Source organism: Heyndrickxia sp. FSL K6-6286, from assembly GCF_038630395.1.
In the GTDB taxonomy this organism is placed as follows: Bacteria; Bacillota; Bacilli; order Bacillales; family Bacillaceae_C; genus Heyndrickxia; species Heyndrickxia oleronia.
The window spans coordinates 650,647-672,825 of record NZ_CP152029.1; the positions used below are offsets into that span (position 1 = coordinate 650,647).

Here is a 22,179-nt window from a genome sequence, read left to right on the forward strand (position 1 = left end):
CGCGTAACTGGAAAACGATAAATAAGCTAGTTACTATGGCGAAAGAAATGGAAGGATCGGGTTATTGATTTAACTCCATTTTTAAAGCAGCAAATGATAGAATCCCTAATCCCCAGTACATTTTTGAATGAATTGGGGATTATTTTACGCTTTATTAACTTTCCATCGAAAGAAATGAAACTTCTTGGATGGTGGTACGTAATTTTAAATGAAGGCTGTTTAGTAAAAAGCTTAACAGTCGGCTTCTACACCCAATAAAGGATTCAGCCGTGTTCAGCATTAGTTATTTCATTAGCAGTAATGGTTTAGAAAAGAGCCTTAATAAAAGACAAAGGAGGGAAGAGATGAAAAAAAAGTGTTTTGGCTTCATTTTATCTTGTTTTTTACTCATTAGTTTAATGGGATGTAGTAAAGCTACGGTAAAGGAGCAGAATGTTGAAAAGTTTATTAAGCAATATAAAATCGAACAGTATACAGTTACAGACCCCAATTCTCCTCCAGATGTATCCAACATCGAAGAAAAAGTAAGTAAGTACCTATCTAAAGACCTTCAAGAAAAGCATCATTTAAATCGTTTATTTCAAATAGCTCCTGAAATCTCAAAAAAAACCAAGAAAAGTATCGAACTAGAAGATGTAGAATTAAAAAAAGTAAATGAGAATAATGATGGAACAATCAATTATCATTACACATTAAAAATTAAATTTTATGATGAAAAAGCTTCAAATGTAGTAGAAAAAAAGGGGAATTTAACCATTTCGAAAAATGATGAACTAAAAATCATCCAAGAGAATGAGGAACGAGATACGAAAATTGGAAATGAAATTTTTTAGTGAAAAGAATAGAACAAAAAGACGAGATGATCATTTTGTCTCGTCTATATTTGGTAAACGATCTAATGTTCATCCATTTTTTGTCTCTGCTTTATTATATTGACTTTCGGATATACTCCTCAGGGGAACGCCCAACAATGCTTTTAAAATCTCGTATAAAATGACTTTGATCATAATAACCTAAGTCAGCTACTAATTGCTGCCATGGTTGAGGGTGACCATTTGAAAGCTGATCTGCTACCTCAAGAAGCCTGTATCGTCGGATCACCCACTTTGGGCTAATACCTACATATTTTTTAAATAATCTTTGGAGTGTTCGTACCGAGAGATGAAAATGTTCAGAAATATCCTCTACTGTATTGATCAGTGGATCAGATTTCATTTTTTCGATAATCGCGTGAATTTGGAGAAGTGTTTCATCTTTGTTAGGTATTATGGAAAAAAGGAATGATTCCGCAAGATTAATCATTTCTTTTTGATCAGTAAGGGAAAAGATACCACTCTCTAATTCATTCATAACCTCGCCAAAAATATCCTGAGAAGGGATGGCTTGTCCTGTAAAATGATCCATTGACATTTGGACGAAAGGATAAAAAGCACCAGGACGAAACTTGATCCCAAAAACAGTACCTTTTTCTTCGAGAAGAATTGAAAATTTTTCCATGACTACACCGTAAATAGAAGATTGGTTCTTCTCGAATACAAGATGTACAGAAGGTTGTGGGAGATTTTCGGACAGATAAGGTTTCTGTCCCCTTAAATCCCAATTTACCATCCAATAATGTTCGATAAATAGATTAAGCTCTGGTGAAGGTGGATACAAATCAAGTGAAAAATGTTCTTTTCCCGTCTGTACATTAAGCAACCCACTTGGTTTTTGATTATTCGTTTCCAACAATATTCACCTCTTATGAGTGTCGGCACCATTATGCAGATAAGTTACATGCATAAATGGTACCAGACACCTATTGCAATTCTAAGTGCTTCTTTAACCGGCTTTGTACATTTTGAATTTCCTCTTTAGGTACAATAAAGTAGTAAATTCCATCAATCTTTGTCCCTTGCCCTGTTAGTTGAAAGGGCTCAATTTTTTCACGTGCATCTTTATAATACTTTTGAATAGACTTCATCTCATCAAAAGTAATATTTGTTTCTACGTTTTTTCCTAGGGCTTTAAACACATCATTGAATCTAGTTAAGGATGTAAAGCTCGCTCCTTTACTAATTACACCTTGGATGACCTGGCGTTGTCGTTCCTGGCGGCCAAAATCTCCGCGAGGATCTTCTTTTCTCATGCGGACAAAGGAAAGAGCCTCCTTGCCATCTAAGTGTATTTGCCCTTTCTTAAAATGGTTGCCTTCATAGCTGAAATTTAAATCATTATTTACAGTAATTCCATTGAGTGCATCAACTATATCTTTAAAGCCTTCCATATTCACCTTAATATAATAATCAATCGGTATATCTAGAAATTTTTCTACTGTATCCATGGACATTTCCACACCACCAAATGCATAGGCATGGTTAATCTTATCCTCTTTTCCCTTTCCAACGATTTCTACCCGTGTATCACGAGGGATGCTGAGCATTTGCACGGATTTGAACGTCGGATTCGGATTAACCGTAAGAACAATCATTGTATCTGATCGTCCGCGATCACCCTTTCGTTCATCAACACCAAGCATTAGAACAGAGAAAGGGTCTTGCCTTTGAAATGTAATTTCCTCCACCCGAGTACTTTCTCGTTTAATAGGGGTGTGCATAGTATTTACTGCCTTCGTTAGAGAATGGTAAATGGAGTAAGCGTATGCTCCAGCTCCAACTAGTAATAACAGCAAAACAACTCCAACGATTATCCATCTTTTCTTTTTTCTTTTCTGTTTTGCCCGATCTGAACGCATGACGCATTCCTCCAAAGGGATTATTTTCTGTTTTCTATCGTAAGATTACCGAATAATCTGTCAATTGTGTATGAAATTTTTTTTGCAAGCGTTTAAGGCAAGAATCGATGCAACACTTTATACGAAACGAGCCATAATAAAAAGGGAAAAAGTTATTAGTGTATATCACCATTCATTCATTGACAATAACCAAAATACATACCATAATTGGTATAGACAACTATATAAAAAGTATCAAGATAAATTTATTATTTCCTAAAATACACGGAAAATGAGGTGATTGCATTGGAACAAAAAGTGGTAATCAATGCAAAAATTTATACTGGTGAAGGAATCATAGACAATGGATTTTTACGTATCGCAGGGGAAAAAATCTTAGAAACTGGATCGATGAATGACTATCAATCGAATCAAAATATAGAAGAGATCGATGCTTCAGGCAAATTAGTGATTCCAGGGATGATTGATGTACATATCCATGGTGGCTATGGAGTCGATGTCATGGATGCGGATCCTGAAAAACTTGTTTTCCTGAGTGAACAACTGCTTAAGGAAGGAGTTACCTCTTTCTTTGCAACAACGATTACTCAAGATTATCCAGCGATTGAAGCGGCACTTAAGTCAGTAAAAGTAGCGAAAGAGTCCGGCAGAACGACGATTGAAGGGGTTCATTTAGAAGGACCTTTTATTTCTGAAAAAAGAGCAGGTGCGCAACCTCTTGAATTTATCTCAGACCCAGACATCGAATTATTTTTAAAATGGCATCATGCATCAGGGGAGCAAATCAAATTGGTTACGTATGCACCTGAAAAAAATGGTGCACGTGAGTTTGAAAACATCATGATCGAAAATGGAATTGTACCATCAATGGGACATACGGATGCTGTGCGCGCAGAGCTTCTAGAGAGTAAGACGACCCATGCTACTCATTTATACAATGGAATGCGCGGGCTTCATCATCGTGAAGCAGGTGTTGCAGGGCATGCATTATTATCTTCACATATTCAAGCAGAGATTATTGGAGACGGGATTCATATTCATCCCGATATGGTCAATTTAACATACAAAATAAAAGGGGCTAAGGGAATTGTCCTTATCTCAGACGCAATGAGAGCAAAAGGCCTGCCAGACGGGGAATCAGAGCTTGGCGGACAAAAGGTAATCGTAAAAGACGGTGAGTGTCGCTTGGAAAATGGCTCTCTTGCAGGCAGCATATTAACGATGGATCAAGCATTCCGCAACATTATTCAATTTACTGGCTGCTCAATTGAAGAGGCTGTTCAAATGAGCTCTGGCAATCAAGCGAAGGAATTCGGACTCCAACATAAAGGGTTTCTGAAAAAAGGTATGGATGCGGATTTCGTAATCATGAATCAAAATTTACAAGTAGAAGAAACCTATCATTTAGGAAAACAATATAGAAGAGGGGAATAATCATGGAACTTTTAACTTTTACAACAGTTGATGATGCAGCAGCAAAAGCATTTGATATAATAAAAGAAGGAATTGAAAAAGGCAGCATTCGTACTTTAGGTCTTGCCACTGGTGGAACACCATTGAAATTTTATGAGAAATTTCGTCAATCTAAGCTAGATGTATCAAATATTTCTACAGTCAATCTTGACGAGTATGTTGGACTAAAGGCAACAGATGAACATAGCTATCATAGCTATATGAACACAGAATTATTTTCTCACATGAATTTTAAAGAATCATTTTTACCGAATGGGATGGCAGAGGACCTAGAGAAAGAATGCTTACATTATGAATCCATTCTGCAAGATCATCCAGTGGACGTTCAGATCCTAGGGATTGGCGAAAATGGACATATCGGCTTTAATGAACCAGGCACTTCCTTTGATTCATTAACACATGTCGTGGAATTGACAGAATCCACTCGTGAAGCAAATAAACGCTTTTTTGAGAAAGAAGAAGATGTTCCGACCCATGCTCTTTCAATGGGGATTCAATCCATTATGGCAGCAAAAAAAATCATCCTATTAGCTTTCGGAGCTAACAAAGCTGAAGCAGTGAAAAGAATGCTCGAGGGATCAGTTGATGAAAGCTGTCCGGCATCTGTTCTGCAAAAGCACCCAAATGTGGTTGTCCTTGCAGATACTGAAGCAGCATCATTATTAAAGGCTCTTTGTTAATAGCTTGGTGAGAATCGGGCCCTTCTTTCTTGAAGTAACCTAATAAAAAAGTGGGGAATACCAGTGATAAATAAAGAATCACCGATTCCGATTTATTATCAAATTCAAGAACATATAAGAAAAAACATCAAGCAACAAAAATGGAAAAAAGGCGAGGCCATTCCATCTGAGCGAATTTTAACGGAGCAATTCGAAGTCAGTCGAATGACCATTCGGCAGGCAGTACAAGGCCTTGTTGATGAAGGAATTCTCACTCGTAAACGAGGCAGTGGAACCTATGTTAGTAATGAAAAGGTCGAACAGCCACTAAAGGTAATCACCAGTTTTACTAAGCTAATGGAACAACGAGGGAAGAAAGCGGCCAGTAATATTACGGATTTCTATATTAGAAAGCCAACTGAAACAGAGGCACATCAGTTGAACATTGATGCTGATACAGATGTCTATCATATTGAACGAATTCGTTTGGGCGATGAAATCCCGATTGCGATTGAAACCTCAATTGTTCCAGTAAAATTGGCTGAAGGGCTAACAAAAGAGGATATTCAGCAATCACTCTATGAATTCATCGAAGTGAAAAAAGGCTACCCATTGGGAGATGCGAAGCAATCAATCGAGGCCATTGCCGCAAATAAACAAACGGCAAGTCAATTAGACATCCCAGTTGATTCCCCAATCCTGCAAATAGAGCGTGTCGCCTACCTAAAAAACGGCGTTCCCCTCGAATACGTCCGTTCACAGTATGCCGGTAGCCGATTTAAATTTTACCTATGATTAGAAGATGTACCTTAGGATTTATTCTTGAGGTACATTTTTTTGGGTTAAGTGGGGGATGTGTGCTAAACATGGGTTTTTAGGGAAGAATGTGTGCTCAGAGGCTATTCTTGAGACAGATTATCAAAGGTAAAGGTCAAAAATGTGTGTCAGAGGGCATGCATGAGACAGATTATCATGGGGATAAGTGAAAAATGTGTGTCAGAGGCTGTGCTTGAGACAGATTATCATGGGGATAAGTGAAAAATGTGTGTCAGAGGCCATGCTTGAGACAGATTATCAAAGGTAAAAAGCAAAAATGTGTGTCAGAAGCCATGCCTGAGACAGATTATCATGGGTAAAGGTCAAAAATGTGTGTCAGAAGCCATGCCTGAGACAGATTATCATGGGGAGAAGCGAAAAATGTGTGTCAGAGGCCATGCCTGAGACAGATTATCATGGGGAGAAGCGAAAAATGTGTGTCAGAAGCCATGCCTGAGACAGATTATCATGGGGAGAAGCGAAAAATGTGTGTCAGGAGCCATGCCTGAGACAGATTATCAAAGGTCAAAAGCAAAAATGTGTATCAGAAGCCGTACTTGAGACAGATTTTTAAAGGTAACAGCGAAAAATGTGTGTCAGAGGTCATACTTGAAGCTGATATTCATCCACACAAACTAGAATGTACATGAGACCCAATCAATAAGATAGATTTTATTAAACTATATACAAAAAAATGTACCTCAGATTCCATCCCTGAGATACATTCATCCAATTAACGACTAGCTCCTATTCAACTTGCCACAAAAGGGTTGAATTTGCGCTCGATGATGATTAAATCTTCCACTTTTCCGAGTCCTTTTGCAAGTAAACCAAATGTAAGGCATCGTATAAAATGTTTGATATTGATGCGTCGCGTCATGGAAATTAGATCCTTTTCTGATGGTAATTCAATGCGTTCAAGCCATTCACATAAAGTTGAAAATGGAACCTTACCCGATTCTACCATGGCAATGATAGGAATCGTGATTCGTTCATCCTCTTCCGCATCATATACGTGGGGAGCTCCTTCGATCAAGTGTAAAAGGCCTTCCCAAAGCTTGGCGCATTCATCTAGTCCAGTAAAGCGATGGCGAACACATTCATCAATAGCATCTGATATATGTGCTGGTCCATGCGCCCAACCTTTTCCTTCCACATAAGAACGATAATCCTTTTCCAAACGGCAATATAAACCGATTCTCTCGAACGCTTGAAAAAATGCAGTTTCACTTAAAAATTCTTCCCGATTATCACGGATTAAAATAAGCGCAATAAGTAAGGAGGAAAACGTACGCGTAAATACATGATCCGATTCAGCATCGTCAATTTTATCAAATAGCATTTCGTCTGAGATCGCTTGCTCGAGAATGACAGACAATTGCGAACCAGTTAAAAAATTTTTCTTAACCAACCAATTTGCTAGAATACGATAACCCAACTCATCCCTTAGTTCTGCATCCGTAGATCCAAGGACACCAATCACTTGCTGTACGGATTCAAATTCATCTAGCCCCTTAGGTAGGGCATAGTCATGACGAATAATTTCATATAGCTGTTCTTTTAACAATATAATAACCTCCTGATGTTACTTAAGATCGCTAGGTATGCATCCTTCCTTTGAGACATCAATCTTCCAAGTAAGGATGGTTGTGCTATCTCTAACATGATGATCTTGAATAGTGTGAAACAGCGAATGAACCATATATTCGCAGGATAACTCGGTACCACTATGAAAGATTTTATCTGGCGTTGAAAAAGGATCACCTGGACATTCTACTAACCCATCTGTTGTTAAAAAGAGGTGATTTGAACCTTTTCGTAATTCTCTCGTTCCAGTGCTATAGCATGGGACATCCAATTCAAATGTATTGACTTGACCAACCCACTCATAAAAATGCCTTTGGTTCAGTTGGTATTGACCTAATGTGGCAAGTTCGGGATGATGTAAGTAAAGCAGGCAATCTCCAATAGAAAACCACCACACGAATTGAGCTTTACGTACAACAATTAAACAAGCAGTCTCACCTTTTACCTCACGACAAGCTTGCAGGCATTCTTCCCCCTGAAAAATATGTAGAATCTTATGTTCTAGTACTTTATTAAAATCTTTCTTAACCGCAGGGACTAAAACATCCACAATCTCCGCTTTCTTATTGGTGAATGTTTCAATAACCAACTCGGCACTTTCAGCAGAATAGTGGGCATCAAGGATCATTGCAAATTCCCAATCATTCTCTTCATCTACCCAAACGAGGCAGCCATCCTCGTTTTTATTTGAACCAGATGAGGAATTTCCCCCGAAACGCCCTACCGTAATAGGACCTACATTGTTGATAGTTGGTTTATCGACAAAGTTCCTTTCGCTTCCTACCCAATTAAATTGCTTCATCATCATTCTCCAAGAGATCGTTTTTGATTCGTTCACAAAGCTCAGATACTAATTGCTGATCTCCCATCGGAGCATCCGGCCAATCATGAACAGACATCGGTCCCCAATACTCCATCGGTGTGTTCGGATATCGGGGGACAAGATGCATGTGGAGATGAGGGACAGAATTTCCTGATACGAGGGAATAAATATGTTCTGCATTTTCCGTACGTAATAAAGCCTTACTCACTCTTGCTATGATCACTCCAAAAGCTTTCGCCTCATCCATATTCATATCACCAAGTGTAGGCACATGTCTTTTTAAATCAATCATAATATGGCCTAAATAGCAGGGTTCTCCACCATGATCGATATGACCGACATATACATATTTATCCTCGTAAATTGTCTTTCCAGCTGTTTGTATGGTTCCAGCATGCTTATCACAAATGAAACAATTCTTATCCAATATCCTCACTCCAACTTCTTATTTTCGGAATTATAACACAATTCGCAGCGGTTTCCTATATTATTACAGCAAACATTTATTTTCAGCCTAACATGACATTTCCCGGGAAAGTATGTAGAAGATTGGCAGATAGTTAAATGAGGATATCTAATGAAAAAACCTTGTGAGACTCTGGGAAAGAGTGGTCACAAGGTTTAAAAATAATAAGGTATAATTGCAAGAATCCAAACTAATTTATAATATATAATCTCTTAAATCCATCAAAATGTGCCTTCCAATAGGAGTTATCTAATGATGAAATTTGTACACCGTTATCACTTGCATGAATAAATTGATTATTTCCTATGTATATTCCTAAATGGGATATGCCTTTCTTGTACGTATCAGCAAAGAAGACTAAGTCGCCAAGCTGTGGTGTATTTATATAATATGAACGTCCGTAATATCCTTCGCTTGATGTACGTGGAATTTGAACTCCAGCTTGATTAAACGCATAATAAATGAATCCGCTGCAATCGAATCCAGAAGGATCAGCTCCAGCCCAAACATATGGAGTACCTAAGTATTTATTCGCCACATCAATTAGTTTTTGACTTGAGTAACCTGTTGATGATGACCCATTATTTGGTGAAGTGATTTGATTCGAATTTGAATTAGTAATGAGTGTTTGTCCTACGTAGATTAGATCAGATGTTAAAGAGTTTAGTTTTTTCAATTCTTCAATGGTCATTCCAAATTCTAAGCTGATTTTTCCTAAAGTATCGCCTGCCTTTACGGTGTAGGTTGGGGCAGCTGGATTGACATCGCTTGCATTTGAAGTGGAATTTGAACCTGAATTTGAAACGGTTGATTGAGATACCTTCAACGTATCACCAGGGTAGATCAAATAAGAATTAAGATTATTCCATGTTTGAAGTTGAGCTAAAGTGATATTATGTAGGCTTGCAATTTTGGATAAGGTGTCGCCTGCTTTAACGACATATGTTTTTACTTGATTCTGATCAGAAACAGTTGGTTTGGAAACACTTTGCGATTGATTAGGTTTGGAACTGCTAGTAGATACGATTAAGGACTGATTAAGTAGAATATTATCCGACTTTAATTGATTCCATTCTTTTAACTTTGCTACAGATGTCCCGTATTTATTAGCAATTTTCCATAAGGTATCGCCCTTTTGAACCTTGTATGTATCTGCATATACAAATGCTTGCGGAGCAAGGGCGGTTGTAAGAATCGTGGTTGCAGCAACCGACACTAATGGTTTTTTCACAGCGTATTTCCCCTTCTTTCTCTATTATGTCTACTATTCTAGCAAATTTCGCGACCAAGGTACTACTAATTTTTAGAAAATATGAGAAAAGTCCTATCAAATAAAAATACATAGATAATTTTCTTCATGGATGATAGAGAGAATGAGTATAATAGAATTACGAAAAAATAAGGAGGTCTTTTTTTTGAAAAAAGCTATCTTTTTTATTTTGCTTTCATTATTCGTATTAGCTGCTTGTGAAAAAGAGCCGACACCTAATGAGAGATTCAATGAATATGTAAAGCTTTGGGAAAAAAATAATTTTGAGAAAATGTATTCAGATTATCTTTCATCTCATTCAAAGAAAGAATATAAATCGAAAGACTTTGTTGATAGATATCCGAAAATCTATAAGGATCTTGAGATTAAGGATGTAAAGATTACTTTTAAAAAGTTAAAGGAAGAGGACTATAAAAAGAAAGATAAGGTCTCCGTTCCAGTCAAACTATCGTTTCAAACGATGGCAGGCGCTGTAAATTATGAAGAAAAAGTGACGCTGAAAAAAGAGGAAAAAGATGATCAAGCCAATTGGTATATTGATTGGAAACCAAATTTAATTTTACCAGGACTTGAAAAGGGAGATAAAATTGTACCTGAAACGATTAGTCCGCAAAGGGGAGAAATCCGTGATCGTAACGGAAGTGGCTTAGCGATTAATGGAGAAATCTATGAGGTAGGAATTGTCCCAGAAAAAATGGGTGGTCAGGATGCAGAAGTGAAAAGCCAACTGGCTTCACTATTAAATATGTCTGTAGAGGAAATTGATAACAAGCTAAATGCTGGTTGGGTGAAACCGAACTTGTTTGTGCCAATTAAAAAGATTTCATCAGAGAATGAAGCCTTATTACAAAAATTATGGGCGCTACCGGGAGTAGATAAACAAGATACTTCGGGAAGAGTGTATCCATTCGGAGAAGCAGCTGCCCATTTAGTTGGCTATGTTGGTCCCATTACTGCAGAGGAATTAGAGAAGCAGAAAGGGAAAGGGTACACCGCGAACAGTGTTATTGGAAAACGTGGCTTAGAGCAATTATTTGAAGAGGATTTACGTGGAAAAGCCGGAGAAAAAATTTCGATTATCAAGTCGGATGGATCGGACGAAGTAATTGCTGAAGAAGAAGTGCAAAACGGGAAAAATATTTCCGTAACGATTGATGGGGAGCTACAAAGCAGAATTTATAATGAAATGAAAGGAAATGCAGGTACAGCTGCTGCCATTCATCCATTAACTGGGGAAGTCCTATCATTGGTAAGTTCTCCATCCTTTGATCCGAATGCATTTGCTTTAGGACTATCAGGTGAAGAATATTCGAAGCTTGAAAAAGATCCATTACAGCCTTTAATTAACCGCTTCGCCCTGTCTTATGCACCGGGTTCAGCCATTAAGCCAATCACGGGCGCAATTGCCTTGCAAAATGGAACCTTGAAAACGACGGATACGAAAACGATTAGCGGCAAAACATGGGGAAAAGGTGGAAGCTGGGGTGGATACGAAATTAGTCGTGTCCATGCAACATCTGGCCCGATCAACATGGAAACCGCACTAATGTATTCGGATAATATTTTCTTTGCCCAGGCAGCACTCGATATGGGCGGAGATAAATTTGTGAAAGGATTAAAGAATTTCGGATTTGCTGAAGAAATTCCTTTTACCTATCCTTTGAAAAAATCACAAATCTCATCGGATGGAACATTGAAGGACGGAGGAATTTTGCTTGCGGATACTGGCTATGGCCAAGGACAAATGCTTACCAATATCCTGCAGCTTGCAACTGCCTATACCCCATTTTTAAATGGAGGAGACATGCTGAAACCATATCTTTTAGTAGATGAAAAGAATACAGGAATCTGGAAGGAAAAAATCATTAGTCCAGAAAACGCACAAGCCGTCTCCAAAATGATGCGACAAGTAATCGCAGATCCACGTGGAACGGGGCATCGAGCAAACCTTCCAAACGTTGAACTAGCTGGAAAAACAGGAACAGCAGAACTAAAAAGCTCTAAAGAAGATAAAAACGGAAAAGAAAACGGCGTCTTCGTCGCATACGACTCCAAAAACAAAGACCTCCTCATCGCCCTCCTCATCGAAGGAGTTCAAAAAGGCGGAGGCAGTAAAATCGTTGTAGAAAAAGTAGCAAATATCTTCAAATAGAGGGACAGCGGGTCGGTTCTCTCGTCCCCTTTGTGGGGACGAAAGAACCGACTTTTTTGTGTGTGGTGGGACAGGGGGACGGTTCTCTTGTCCCTTAGTGGGAGGAAAGAACCGACCTCTTTTGTGTGAGTGGGATTTAGAATTTGCGCGAAACAACATCAGATTCGTGCGAAAGAATTTAGAACTCGTGCGAATGTTCCTCAACTTCGTGCGAAAGAACCGATATTGTGTGAATCACCCTCCGATTCGTGCGAAAGAACATCAAATTCGTGCAAATCATCCCCAATTCGCGCGAAAGAGACCAGAATTTGCGCGAATCAACATCAAATTCGTGCGAAAAGGATACGAAAACGTGCGAATGTCCTCAAATTCGTGCGAAAGAATCGAGATTGTGTAAATGGCCTCAAATTCGTGCGAAAGAACCGAAATCGTGCAAATCATCCTCAATTCGCGCGAAAGAGACCAGAATTTGCGCGAATCAACATCAAATTCGCGCGAAAAGGGATCCCAACTCCTACAAATCCCCCTCAAACTTCGGGCAACGGAATCGAAAATTCACCCAAACTTCTCCTCATCCCCAACGAAATCCAAATACTAAACTCACTCCCATCCACACTCAAAGAAAATGAATGATTTTCCACACTTTGGCACATTCTATAAATCCAGTTGAATTTTTTTCCTGGAATGGGGTGTGCTCGGTATGAAGAGGAAAATCGTAGTTACATTGGTTTTGGTGATTGAAATGGTTGTGCTTTTTTCTGTGATGCCATATGGTGCTGCGGAGGAAAGTACATTAGCCCCTGTTCAGTTAAGGATTCTTGAGACAACGGATTTGCATGGTCGGATGATGAATTTCGATTATGAGGAGAATAGATATACAGATGAATTTGGGCTGGTGCGGACGGCTAGCTTGATTAATAATGCTAGGGCTGAGGTACCGAATACGCTTTTATTTGATGTCGGTGATTTATTGCAAGGGAATGAGCTTGCTGAATTTGCTGCCAAAAAGGGGAAGGTGGAAGAGGGGAATGTACATCCCGTTTTTAAAGCGATGAACCTCCTTCATTATGATGCTGCGACATTTGGAAACCATGATTTCCACTACGGGTTTGATTTTCTGCATCATTCAATTTCAGGTGCGAATTTTCCTTATGTAAACGCGAATATCTTTATCAATGATTATAATAATACTGATTTTGATGATGTGAATTTTTATGAACCGTATGTCATTCTTCGGAAGAAAGTGGTGGATGCATTTGGCATTAAGCATCCGGTGAATATCGGGGTCATTGGTTTTGTCACACCTAAGGTGATGCAGTGGGAAAAGAAAAGCTTAGAAGGGATGGTCAAGGTTAAGGATATTGTCTCCACAGCCGAGTATTTCATTCCGAGAATGAAGGAGGAGGGGGCAGACATCATCATTGCACTCGCACATTCCGGACTTGACGCTACAAAGAACGAACAAGATGAAGTGTATCCGCTGAGTAAAATTGAGGGCATTGATGTTATCCTCTTTGGCCATCGACATGTCGTTTTTCCAGATCAATCGAGGTTCAAGAACATTGAAGGTGTAGACAATAAAGCAGGTACGATTAATGGAGTAGCAGGAGTAGAGGCAGGTAGCTGGGGGAATTACCTCGGAATCGTTGACCTCATTATTGAGCAGCAGGAAGGTAGATGGAGAGTCACTCAGTCAAAATCAAAGGCAGTCCCCATTGTGAAAACTATCAAGAAAAAAAAGAAAGCTACTGTTAGTAGTGATAAGTCCATTGTAGATGCCGTACGAGAAGATCATGAGAAAACGATCGAATATTATCAGAAGAAAACAGCAAGAAAAAAAAGAAAGTAACTTATTTGGAAAGGTTACTTTCTTTTTTGCATGCTCTGCCTATTGAGGTGTTTCAGTCTTTACACTCTCCGTAGTTGCCGGTAGCTCTAAATGTTCTTTTAGACGATTGGAAACTGCTTGGCGTTCCTCCTCTGGTACAAGATAGTACCAAACTCCGTCGATCATTTTGCCGTCACCGTTAATTTGGAATTGTTTAATATTATGTCGAAGATCCTTATATTTACTTTGGATATCTACCATATCGTCTAATGTTAAATTCGTTTTTAAATTTTTCGAAACTGCATCAAGGATGTCATCATATGTCCAAAGAGAGGAGATGCTGGCACCTTTTTCAAGGATAGAATCAATAATTTGACGCTGACGCATTTGACGACCGAAATCACCACGTGGATCATCATGACGCATACGCGAATACTTTAATGCCTGACTACCATTTAAATGCAAATCACCAACAGCAAATGTTTCTTTCCCTGCTGTAAATTCTAAGTCGTTTTTGACGTCGACTCCGCCTACAGCATTCACGACATCTTTAAATCCTTGCATATTGACCATCACATAATAATCAATTGGAATACCTAGAAATTTCTCTACGGTATCCATCGACATCTCAACATCACCAAAGGCATAGGCATGATTGATTTTATCTGTAGTGCCTTTACCAACAATTTCAGTTCGTGTATCCCGAGGGATACTTAACATTTCAACAGACTTTTTATTTGGGTTGACGGTAAGAACGATAATCGTGTCAGATCGTCCTTTATCATTTTTCCGTTTATCGACTCCTAGTAATAGTACGGAAAATGGATCACGTTCCTTTAGGGTAACTTCCTTTTCACGTTTCACTGGTTGCTCACGCTTCACGACTGGTTGATGAATTTTCTTAGCTGTCTGATTGATGTTGTGATACACCGAATAGGCGAAGGCGCCGCCACCTAAAATAAACACTCCTAAAATACTTAAAACGATGATTAATATTTTTTTCTTCTTACTTTTCTTTTCTTCCATAAATGTTTCCCTTTCTATGAATATTTGCCATACAAGGTCAAATGTATACGAAAAACGCCTGTTCAAGGCTAGTGTTCGTGATGAATTAGAACGGCTATGTAAATAAAGGGTTAAATTTAAATGTTTTCCATATATTTAAATCTATGTAACTAGGTCATTCGTACACTTTAGACCACTAGTCCTACTACACAAGAATAGCAGAAATAACCAAATGCGGAAAGAAGAAATCGAATCGAGTCGGATATTAAGGAAAATATGTCGAAAATGATGATCCTACTATATATATAAAATATGTTATTCTTAAATTAGCAGAATATTAATACAACTAGAGTAAGAAAAAATTATCAAACTTAAGGGGGAGCAGAATTGATCAAAAGAAGTGCAGCAATATTATTAATCTTTCTTTTAGCATTTTCTAGCACAGCATTAGGTGCAAGTCCAAAGGTGGCTTCACCGCAAACGGGAAAAATCAAAGCAAGCAATAATGAAAATGTTCGGGTCATTATTGAACTAAAAGATGATCCCAAAATTAATATCGCTACAGAAAAGGGCATGAAATTTAGCGAATTAAATGAAAAAACAAAAGAAGAGTTAGAAAATGACGCAATTAAGAGTCAGAATAAAGTGAAGACTCAAATTAGTGAGCAAAAAGTTAACGCCAAATTTCTACATAATTTTACAACAGTCGTCAATGGCTTTAGTGCAGAAATTAAGCAAGGCGATATTGCAAAAGTAGAAAAAATTCCGAACGTAAAAAGAGTCCAAGTAGTTCATAAGTATGATATGCCAAAAGTTCAACCAGAAATGAAATATAGTAAAGAGCTTGTACAGGCTCAAAAGGCATGGAGAACAACTGGATTTAAAGGTCAAGGTATGATCGTTGGAATTATCGATACAGGCATTGACTATAATCATAAAGATATGAAACTATCAGATGATGCTTCCGCAACACTCACAAAGGATGGAGTGACGAAGCTTAAGCTAGCGAATAATCTTCCAGGAAAATACTATACGGCGAAGGTACCATATGGCTATAACTATATGGATAAAAACAGCGATATCATTGATAGTACCGCAGGAGCATCCATGCATGGAATGCACGTAGCGGGTACAGTTGCAGCAAATGGTGACGAGGAAAATGGTGGAATTCAAGGGATCGCACCTGAAGCACAGCTACTTGCATTAAAGGTGTTTGGAAATGATCCTGAAATGAAGAGTACGTATAGTGATGTATATGTAAAAGCGATTGATGACGCGATCAAGCTTGGAGCGGATGTCCTTAATATGAGCTTAGGATCGACTGCAGGATTTGTCGCCGCTGATGATCCAGAACAGGAAGCTATCAAGCGCGCAACAGATAGTGGAATTCTTATGTCAATCTCTGCTGGGAACTCAGCACTTTTAGGAGATGGATATAGTACTCCATTTGCATCCAACCCAGATTATGGGGTGGTCGGTTCACCAGGTCTAGCAACTGAATCACTTCAGGTTGCAGCCTATGAAAATACAAATATGGATGTCGATGCATTATCATATACCGTTGATGGACAGGATCCGGTAAATGCCGCCTTTTTATCAGCTGGAAGTACTCATCCGAAAGACTATACGCAAAAAAGCTTTGAAATCCTAGATGCAGGATTAGGAAAAGCAGAAGAATTTGCAGGTAAGGATTTTAAAGGAAAATACGCTCTCGTTCAACGTGGAGAGATTGCTTTTACAGATAAAGCATTAAACGCTCAAGCAGCAGGAGCCATCGGGGTCATCATCTACAATAATTCCGATGGGATTGTGAATATGGCAACTGATGCTAAGATTACCATTCCTTATTTGTTCATGTTAAAGAGTGATGGGGATAACATCAAAGCGGCTTTAGCTGGTGGCAAAAAAGTAACTCTTGATTTTAAAGGGGAGCAGCAGACAATTACGAATCCTGATGCAGGAAAAATGAGTGCGTTCTCCTCATGGGGATTAACACCAAGCCTTGATTTCAAACCAGAAATCACTGCACCAGGTGGACAAATTTTATCAACATTAAACAATAATAAGTATGGATTGATGAGTGGAACATCGATGGCAGCGCCGCATGTTTCAGGTGGAGCAGCACTTGTACTTGAACGTGTTCGCAATCAGTTAAATGGGACGATGAAAAATGCTGAGCGTGTGAAGCTAGCAAAAAATCTTTTAATGAATACAGCATCACCAGTTACATTAAATGATGTGTTCGTCTCTCCAAGACGTCAAGGTGCAGGCTTAATGCAGTTAAATGCTGCACTAACAACACCAGTGACTGTCACTGATTCGATAACAAATGAAGCAAAAGTAGCTTTAAAAGAAGTAAAATCTGATTTCGTCACATTCGAATTAACAGCTAAAAACTTAACAGATAAAGAAGTAACGTATGAGGCACATGCAAATGCCCAAACAGATAAAACTGTCTCTAAAGACAATCAATTATTCGTTCAACCAAATACACAAGGCTCACGTGATTTAGTAAAAGCAGGCCTTGCGTATGTAACGGTGAACGGTAAAGAAACGTCCACTATTAACATTCCAGCAAATAGCACAGCGAAAGTAGAAGTGAGAGTAAGTGTAGTAAAAGGAGATGCTGATTTAAGTAAGCAATTCCCTAATGGATATTGGTTAGAAGGATTTGTTACATTCACAGATCCATCTGATAAAAATCCAGAATTAACTGTTCCATATACTGGATTTAAAGGGAAATGGGATTCAGCACCGATCTTTGATCAGCCATCTTGGGAAGCTCGCTCATTCTATGGCGTGACAGGTGTGACTACATCCATTGACGATGATTTCGATTTCATCGGAGTCAATCCAAGAACAGGTAAAGTTGATCCGAATACAATTGCATTTTCTCCAGATGGAGATGGTGTCCAAGATAATGCTGTACCAATCCTATCCTTCTTAAGAAATGCAAAAGAAGTAAAATATGTTGTATTAGATAAGGATCGTAAAGAAATTCGCACGCTCCGTACAGATAAGAATGTTCGCAAGGATGGCTATGATTCAGGACAATCCACTCAATTCCATTTAGATATCGAAACTGGCTGGGATGGGAAAATCAATGGCCAAGTAGCGAAGGAAGGCCAATATTATCTAGCTGTTACTGGCGTCATCGACTATCCAGAAGCTCAACCACAAACCATTGTATTACCGGTTAAAGTCGATGTAACAAAGCCAAAGCTAGAAGCAAGCTTTAATAGTGAAACGCAAACAGTATCAGTGCAAGCATCTGATAACCAAGGCGGAAGCGGATTAGCTTATTGGGATGTACTTGTGGATGGAAAATCAGTAACGAATGAAGCTTATTATTCAATGGATGATCACAAGCATACATTGGAAAAAATCGTAGCGCCAGATCAAGAGTTAAAGGTGGTTGCCTACGATAATGCAGGAAATAAGACTGAGCAGGTTATCACTTACGGCACTGACGTTACAAAGCCTGCGATCCATTTACTGACACCTGAATTTATGGACGCCTTAAATACGAAAGAAGTTGAATTCTCCGGTTATGTCACAGACAAATCAAAAGTAACTTCTTTAAAAATTGGTGACCAAAAGGTTGATTTAAAAGAAACAGAAGCAAATAAATACGAATTTAGCACCACTTTAAAAGTGAAAAAGGATGGAATCTACGAAACGAAATTAATCGCGTATGATGCAAGTGGCAACTTCCACGAAATTAATCGTCCATATATCGTTGATACCACTGCACCTAAGCTAAAGGTTAAAGGCACAAAGGCGACTGTTGATAAAGACACAGATAAAGTAAGAGTATCCTTAGATGTCCAAGATAATTTCGACGATATCCGTGTTTATGTCAATGACAGTGAAATCTTTGCGCAGGAACTGAAGGAACCATATCAAATGCGTGCATTCAATAAAACGATTGAATATGATGTAAATCTAAACGAAGGTGAAAATACGTTTGTCTTCAAAGTAGTAGATATTGCCGGAAATGAAACAACGAAGGAAGTAAAAATTAAAAGAGGAAAATAAAAATGATCAAATAACGAGGATGCCCAACATAAGGGTAGCCTCGTTATTTTTTTTAATCATAGTTTTCAATTACCATACATAAACTCTAGTAAACTTCATATTAATTAGGGAGGAACAAGCCCTAAATAAATTTTTATTGACGGCTATAGATTATTACCATAATCTACTAATATATTATTTTCCATGCTTCGACAAAAACAAAAGAGATAAAATAAAGGGGAGAAATTTCTCATGAAAAAAATTTCAATGATTCTACTTCTGAGTCTTATTTGTGCATTAGGCTTCTTCAGTGGAAAAGCTGAAGCGAGCTCAACAGGGCCAGCTTCCATCGTCATAAATGATGAATTGATAAAATTTAAAGATGTTAAACCATTTATGTCAAATAACGTAACCTACGTCCCAATTCGTCTCTTTTCTCAATCATTAGGAGTCGATGTGAACTGGGATCAGCAAAAGCAGATAGCTATTTTGACGAAAGCATCAAGAAAACTATCCCTTGATCTGAAGCAAAATATGATCATAACGGAATCTGGTGGAAAGCAGAAGGTATCACTCCATCTTGTAAATAATCAAATGGTTGCACCATACCGATTTATCGGTGAATATTTCGGTTACCAAGTTGAATATGTACAAAAAGGATCTTTTGCTAGAATTACAGATAAAAACGCAAAATTAACAAATGAACAAATCTATGAAAAATATAAAAAGGAACTAACAAAGACAACAACAAAACCAGGGAAGGTCGCTTACCTCACCTTTGATGATGGACCAAATGCACATACCGAAAGAATCCTGAATATTTTAAAAAAATATGATGCCAAGGCAACCTTTTTCATGCTAAATGACAATATGGCCGCGCACCAAACCGTTGTCAAAGAAATGGTTAGCGAAGGACATGGAGTTGGCTGTCACGGGGTGACCCATGATCAACAAAAATTTTACCGTTCCCCAGCCTCAGCAGTTGGTGAAATGAATACATGTTTAAGTACATTAGCAAAAATTACAGGACAGCACTCTACTGTTATCCGAGTTCCATATGGCAGCAAACCATATATGACCACAAACTACCGCAAGGCGATGGATGCAAAAGGCTACCAAATGTGGGATTGGAATGTTGATAGTCTAGACTGGAAACTATTAAACGGACCAAAAACAGCTAATTATACAATCAATCAAATTAAAGCCCTACAAAAGAGTGGAACCTCACCATTAATCCTGTTCCACGACAAAGCAACAACTGCAGACGCTCTACCTGCCGTCCTCAGCTACTTAAAGGAAAACGGATATGAGCTATTGCCAATTACCAATGATATTGAGGCGTATAACTTCTGGGATCGGAGGAAGATTTAAGAGAGCAGTAGTAGTTGGTGGAGCGATCGTAGATTCATTTAAGATAGCGGAAAAACAGAATGTGAATTAGTAGAATCCAGAGAGACAACGTTGAAACATTCAAAAATTCCGTAGAAACCGGGTTGAATAGTTATATATAACGTAGAAATACGAAATAATAAAAGAGGGGATACGGTTATCCTCTCTTATTTGATATTTGAATAGTTTGAACAATGTTTTATAATAGAACTAAATATACAAGAAGAGAGTTGAGTAAGAATGGATACTCAAGTAACAACAAAATTTAAAATAGTGAAGCCTGCTAGTGAAGTATTCGAGGCAATCGTAGATCCCGAAAAAATAGGAAACTTCTGGTTCTCCTCCAGTTCGGAAAGATGGGAGCAAGGCAAAAATATTACATTAAGATATGATGAATACAATGCAGAGGGGAAAATCCATGTGGTAGAAGTTGAGGAAAATAAGAAAATCGTGTTTTCCTGGGGACCTGAAGATCAAGAAACGATCGTTACTATCTTATTTGTAGAGTTAGATCAGGCAAGTACCCGTATAGAAGTAACTGAATCAGGCTTTAATGAGGATGATCCTGAAATCGTGAACACGATGTTAGGGCAAAAGGAAGGCTGGGTCTTTGCGTTAACCTGCTTAAAGGCGTACTTAGAAAACGGGATTACAACTTTGAGAGGTTCATTTATTCATTAGTTGCATGGTTAAGTCAATGCTATGATAATCATCATTTCAATCAAAGCAAAAAAAATGTAAGTATGGAAAGGGGCTAAGGTTAGCCCTTTTTATATTTCTCCTAAATCATATCCACTAATCCTTCAAAAAACTCACTAAACAAGTGTACTAAAGCTAACTCCAAAATATTTCACTCCAGCAAAGAAACGATTGTAAATATCGGAATTTTCCATTACTATAAAGTTAGTCAGTTGAATAACTAAAAAGGTGGTGAAGAAATGGCAAAGCCAAATGTCGTAAGTAAGCATGAATTAATTCAATATGCGAAGGAGTGTTTGGTTGATAAGGGAATAGAGAAATTTACTTTGAGAGCAGTCGCAGAAGAAGCAGGGGTAACACAAGGAACAATCTATTACCATTTTAAAACAAAGGAACAATTGCTATTAGATATGGTTAAGGATATTTGCGAAAGTTCTTGGACTGAAATTTCACAGCAAGATCATTCCTATATCATAAGCCAAGCAATTGAGTCTGCTAAAAGTCGCTGTTCACATGACTCTTTTTTTCATAAATTATTTTTTACGCTAGTTACTTCAAGCTTTAATAATGAAAAAATAAGAAGTCAATTAGGCGATGTTATGGTAGCAGAAAATAATGCTTTAACGAATAATTTAACCAATCTATGGACCAAGTCACCAATTGAAGGCGTTACCCTTGAGACATGGGGAATTCTTTTAAATGCGGTAGTTGATGGGATAGCGCTCCAGGCGTTAGTTCAAAAGGATTTTCCAGTAGATAAAACATACGAAGAAATTGAACGGTTGCTTAAAGGACTTGGGAATTTGCTAAATAGGGAGGGCAATGAATGAAAGGCTATATCGTTACAGCGGTATGGGGGTTGATTGTATGGCTATTGGCTACACTCTTTTTTGTACTTTTCGGAGATCGTGTTCTTGTTAGCCCTGGAACAAATCATTATGTGATCAGTATTGTCTTATTATTATTTTGCACAGGATTTGTACTTTGGGGTGTTACGTATGTGTATCTTTTATTTGATAAAACCAAAAAGGCAGCATTAAAATTCGGAGTCATTGGTACGATTATTGGTTTAGCCTTGGACACATTTTCCTTATCCAATCACCAGTTCATTTTTCCAAAGCTAAGCGATTCACAGATTATTGCTTTTACCGCATGGATGTCTTTTGCCTATGCCTTATATTTATTGATCCCTGCAATGATATACAAAAAAAGATCTTTATAAGGAAGGGAATGATGGTGATTTTTCAGTCACCATTTTTTT

General features: G+C 38.2%; 18 protein-coding genes. 11 read left to right on the forward strand and 7 right to left on the reverse strand.

Annotated features, from left to right (window positions below):
• The first annotated feature begins 344 nt into the window (after window positions 1-344).
• Window positions 345-833, forward strand: a complete 489-nt coding sequence (locus MHI39_RS03540) for a hypothetical protein (RefSeq protein WP_058005201.1) — start codon at window positions 345-347, stop codon at window positions 831-833.
• Window positions 834-927: 94 nt separating this feature from the next.
• Here the strand turns inward: MHI39_RS03540 and MHI39_RS03545 are convergent, their stop codons facing one another.
• The gene (locus MHI39_RS03545) at window positions 928-1,728 is read right to left on the reverse strand and encodes an AraC family transcriptional regulator (protein ID WP_058005200.1); all 801 of its coding nucleotides are present in this window, start codon (window positions 1,726-1,728) and stop codon (window positions 928-930) included.
• 70 nt (window positions 1,729-1,798) lie between these two features.
• Window positions 1,799-2,734 (reverse strand): LytR family transcriptional regulator, encoded by a 936-nt coding sequence (locus MHI39_RS03550; protein ID WP_058005199.1) that lies wholly within the window; start codon window positions 2,732-2,734, stop codon window positions 1,799-1,801.
• Between the two features lie 285 nt (window positions 2,735-3,019).
• Between MHI39_RS03550 and nagA the strand changes: the two genes are divergently transcribed.
• The 3 genes from nagA to MHI39_RS03565 all read left to right on the forward strand — a co-directional run bounded on the left by nagA (window position 3,020) and on the right by MHI39_RS03565 (window position 5,661).
• On the forward strand, window positions 3,020-4,168 hold the full coding sequence (nagA, locus tag MHI39_RS03555) for an N-acetylglucosamine-6-phosphate deacetylase (RefSeq protein WP_342540686.1): 1,149 nt from the start codon (window positions 3,020-3,022) through the stop codon (window positions 4,166-4,168).
• 2 nt (window positions 4,169-4,170) lie between these two features.
• Window positions 4,171-4,887, forward strand: coding sequence for a glucosamine-6-phosphate deaminase (gene nagB, locus MHI39_RS03560; RefSeq protein WP_071974683.1), 717 nt, complete (start codon window positions 4,171-4,173; stop codon window positions 4,885-4,887).
• A gap of 63 nt (window positions 4,888-4,950) precedes the next feature.
• The gene (locus MHI39_RS03565) at window positions 4,951-5,661 is read left to right on the forward strand and encodes a GntR family transcriptional regulator (RefSeq protein WP_216384379.1); all 711 of its coding nucleotides are present in this window, start codon (window positions 4,951-4,953) and stop codon (window positions 5,659-5,661) included.
• Window positions 5,662-6,433: 772 nt separating this feature from the next.
• Here MHI39_RS03565 and MHI39_RS03570 read toward each other — a convergent pair.
• The 4 genes from MHI39_RS03570 to MHI39_RS03585 all read right to left on the reverse strand — a co-directional run bounded on the left by MHI39_RS03570 (window position 6,434) and on the right by MHI39_RS03585 (window position 9,789).
• Window positions 6,434-7,249: a DUF2785 domain-containing protein gene (locus tag MHI39_RS03570; protein WP_342540687.1), complete on the reverse strand. Its 816-nt coding sequence runs from the start codon at window positions 7,247-7,249 to the stop codon at window positions 6,434-6,436.
• An 18-nt stretch (window positions 7,250-7,267) separates the two neighbouring features.
• Window positions 7,268-8,071, reverse strand: coding sequence for a protein phosphatase 2C domain-containing protein (locus tag MHI39_RS03575; protein WP_342540688.1), 804 nt, complete (start codon window positions 8,069-8,071; stop codon window positions 7,268-7,270).
• On the reverse strand, window positions 8,058-8,519 hold the full coding sequence (locus MHI39_RS03580) for an HIT family protein (protein ID WP_342540689.1): 462 nt from the start codon (window positions 8,517-8,519) through the stop codon (window positions 8,058-8,060). Before MHI39_RS03580 ends, MHI39_RS03575 begins: the two co-directional genes overlap by 14 nt.
• A 229-nt stretch (window positions 8,520-8,748) precedes the next feature.
• The gene (locus tag MHI39_RS03585; RefSeq protein WP_058005191.1) at window positions 8,749-9,789 is read right to left on the reverse strand and encodes a peptidoglycan endopeptidase; all 1,041 of its coding nucleotides are present in this window, start codon (window positions 9,787-9,789) and stop codon (window positions 8,749-8,751) included.
• A gap of 184 nt (window positions 9,790-9,973) precedes the next feature.
• On the opposite strand from MHI39_RS03585, the gene MHI39_RS03590 reads away from it, so the two are divergent.
• Window positions 9,974-11,980: a penicillin-binding transpeptidase domain-containing protein gene (locus MHI39_RS03590; RefSeq protein WP_058005190.1), complete on the forward strand. Its 2,007-nt coding sequence runs from the start codon at window positions 9,974-9,976 to the stop codon at window positions 11,978-11,980.
• Between the two features lie 700 nt (window positions 11,981-12,680).
• Entirely contained in the window at window positions 12,681-13,829 is a 1,149-nt protein-coding gene (locus MHI39_RS03595; protein WP_058005188.1) for a metallophosphoesterase, read from the forward strand.
• 39 nt (window positions 13,830-13,868) lie between these two features.
• Here the strand turns inward: MHI39_RS03595 and MHI39_RS03600 are convergent, their stop codons facing one another.
• Window positions 13,869-14,834: a LytR family transcriptional regulator gene (locus tag MHI39_RS03600; protein ID WP_058005187.1), complete on the reverse strand. Its 966-nt coding sequence runs from the start codon at window positions 14,832-14,834 to the stop codon at window positions 13,869-13,871.
• A gap of 366 nt (window positions 14,835-15,200) precedes the next feature.
• Here MHI39_RS03600 and MHI39_RS03605 point away from each other — a divergent pair, with 366 nt between their 5' ends.
• From MHI39_RS03605 to MHI39_RS03625, 5 genes are all read left to right on the forward strand, one after another.
• The gene (locus MHI39_RS03605) at window positions 15,201-18,851 is read left to right on the forward strand and encodes a S8 family serine peptidase (RefSeq protein ID WP_083498449.1); all 3,651 of its coding nucleotides are present in this window, start codon (window positions 15,201-15,203) and stop codon (window positions 18,849-18,851) included.
• A gap of 231 nt (window positions 18,852-19,082) precedes the next feature.
• Window positions 19,083-20,201 carry a polysaccharide deacetylase family protein gene (locus MHI39_RS03610; protein WP_058005186.1) on the forward strand — a complete coding sequence of 373 codons (1,119 nt, stop codon included), beginning with the start codon at window positions 19,083-19,085 and terminating at the stop codon, window positions 20,199-20,201.
• A gap of 258 nt (window positions 20,202-20,459) precedes the next feature.
• Window positions 20,460-20,900: an SRPBCC family protein gene (locus tag MHI39_RS03615; protein WP_058005185.1), complete on the forward strand. Its 441-nt coding sequence runs from the start codon at window positions 20,460-20,462 to the stop codon at window positions 20,898-20,900.
• A 257-nt stretch (window positions 20,901-21,157) separates the two neighbouring features.
• A complete protein-coding gene (locus MHI39_RS03620) occupies window positions 21,158-21,748 on the forward strand; it encodes a TetR/AcrR family transcriptional regulator (protein ID WP_259548860.1) in 591 nt (196 codons plus the stop codon).
• Complete coding sequence (locus MHI39_RS03625; RefSeq protein WP_259548862.1) at window positions 21,745-22,140, forward strand: DUF5367 domain-containing protein; 396 nt, start codon at window positions 21,745-21,747, stop codon at window positions 22,138-22,140. The genes MHI39_RS03620 and MHI39_RS03625 overlap by 4 nt, the downstream gene beginning before the upstream one ends.
• Window positions 22,141-22,179 lie beyond the last annotated feature (39 nt).

Coding starts and splice junctions, on each gene's coding strand:
- MHI39_RS03550 (WP_058005199.1), bottom strand. CDS start 2,734: ATGCGTTCAGATCGGGCAAAACAGAAAAGAAAAAAGAAAAGATGGATA.
- MHI39_RS03620 (WP_259548860.1), top strand. CDS start 21,158: ATGGCAAAGCCAAATGTCGTAAGTAAGCATGAATTAATTCAATATGCG.
- nagB (WP_071974683.1), top strand. CDS start 4,171: ATGGAACTTTTAACTTTTACAACAGTTGATGATGCAGCAGCAAAAGCA.
- MHI39_RS03540 (WP_058005201.1), top strand. CDS start 345: ATGAAAAAAAAGTGTTTTGGCTTCATTTTATCTTGTTTTTTACTCATT.
- MHI39_RS03625 (WP_259548862.1), top strand. CDS start 21,745: ATGAAAGGCTATATCGTTACAGCGGTATGGGGGTTGATTGTATGGCTA.
- MHI39_RS03595 (WP_058005188.1), top strand. CDS start 12,681: ATGAAGAGGAAAATCGTAGTTACATTGGTTTTGGTGATTGAAATGGTT.
- MHI39_RS03600 (WP_058005187.1), bottom strand. CDS start 14,834: ATGGAAGAAAAGAAAAGTAAGAAGAAAAAAATATTAATCATCGTTTTA.
- MHI39_RS03575 (WP_342540688.1), bottom strand. CDS start 8,071: ATGAAGCAATTTAATTGGGTAGGAAGCGAAAGGAACTTTGTCGATAAA.
- MHI39_RS03610 (WP_058005186.1), top strand. CDS start 19,083: ATGAAAAAAATTTCAATGATTCTACTTCTGAGTCTTATTTGTGCATTA.
- MHI39_RS03615 (WP_058005185.1), top strand. CDS start 20,460: ATGGATACTCAAGTAACAACAAAATTTAAAATAGTGAAGCCTGCTAGT.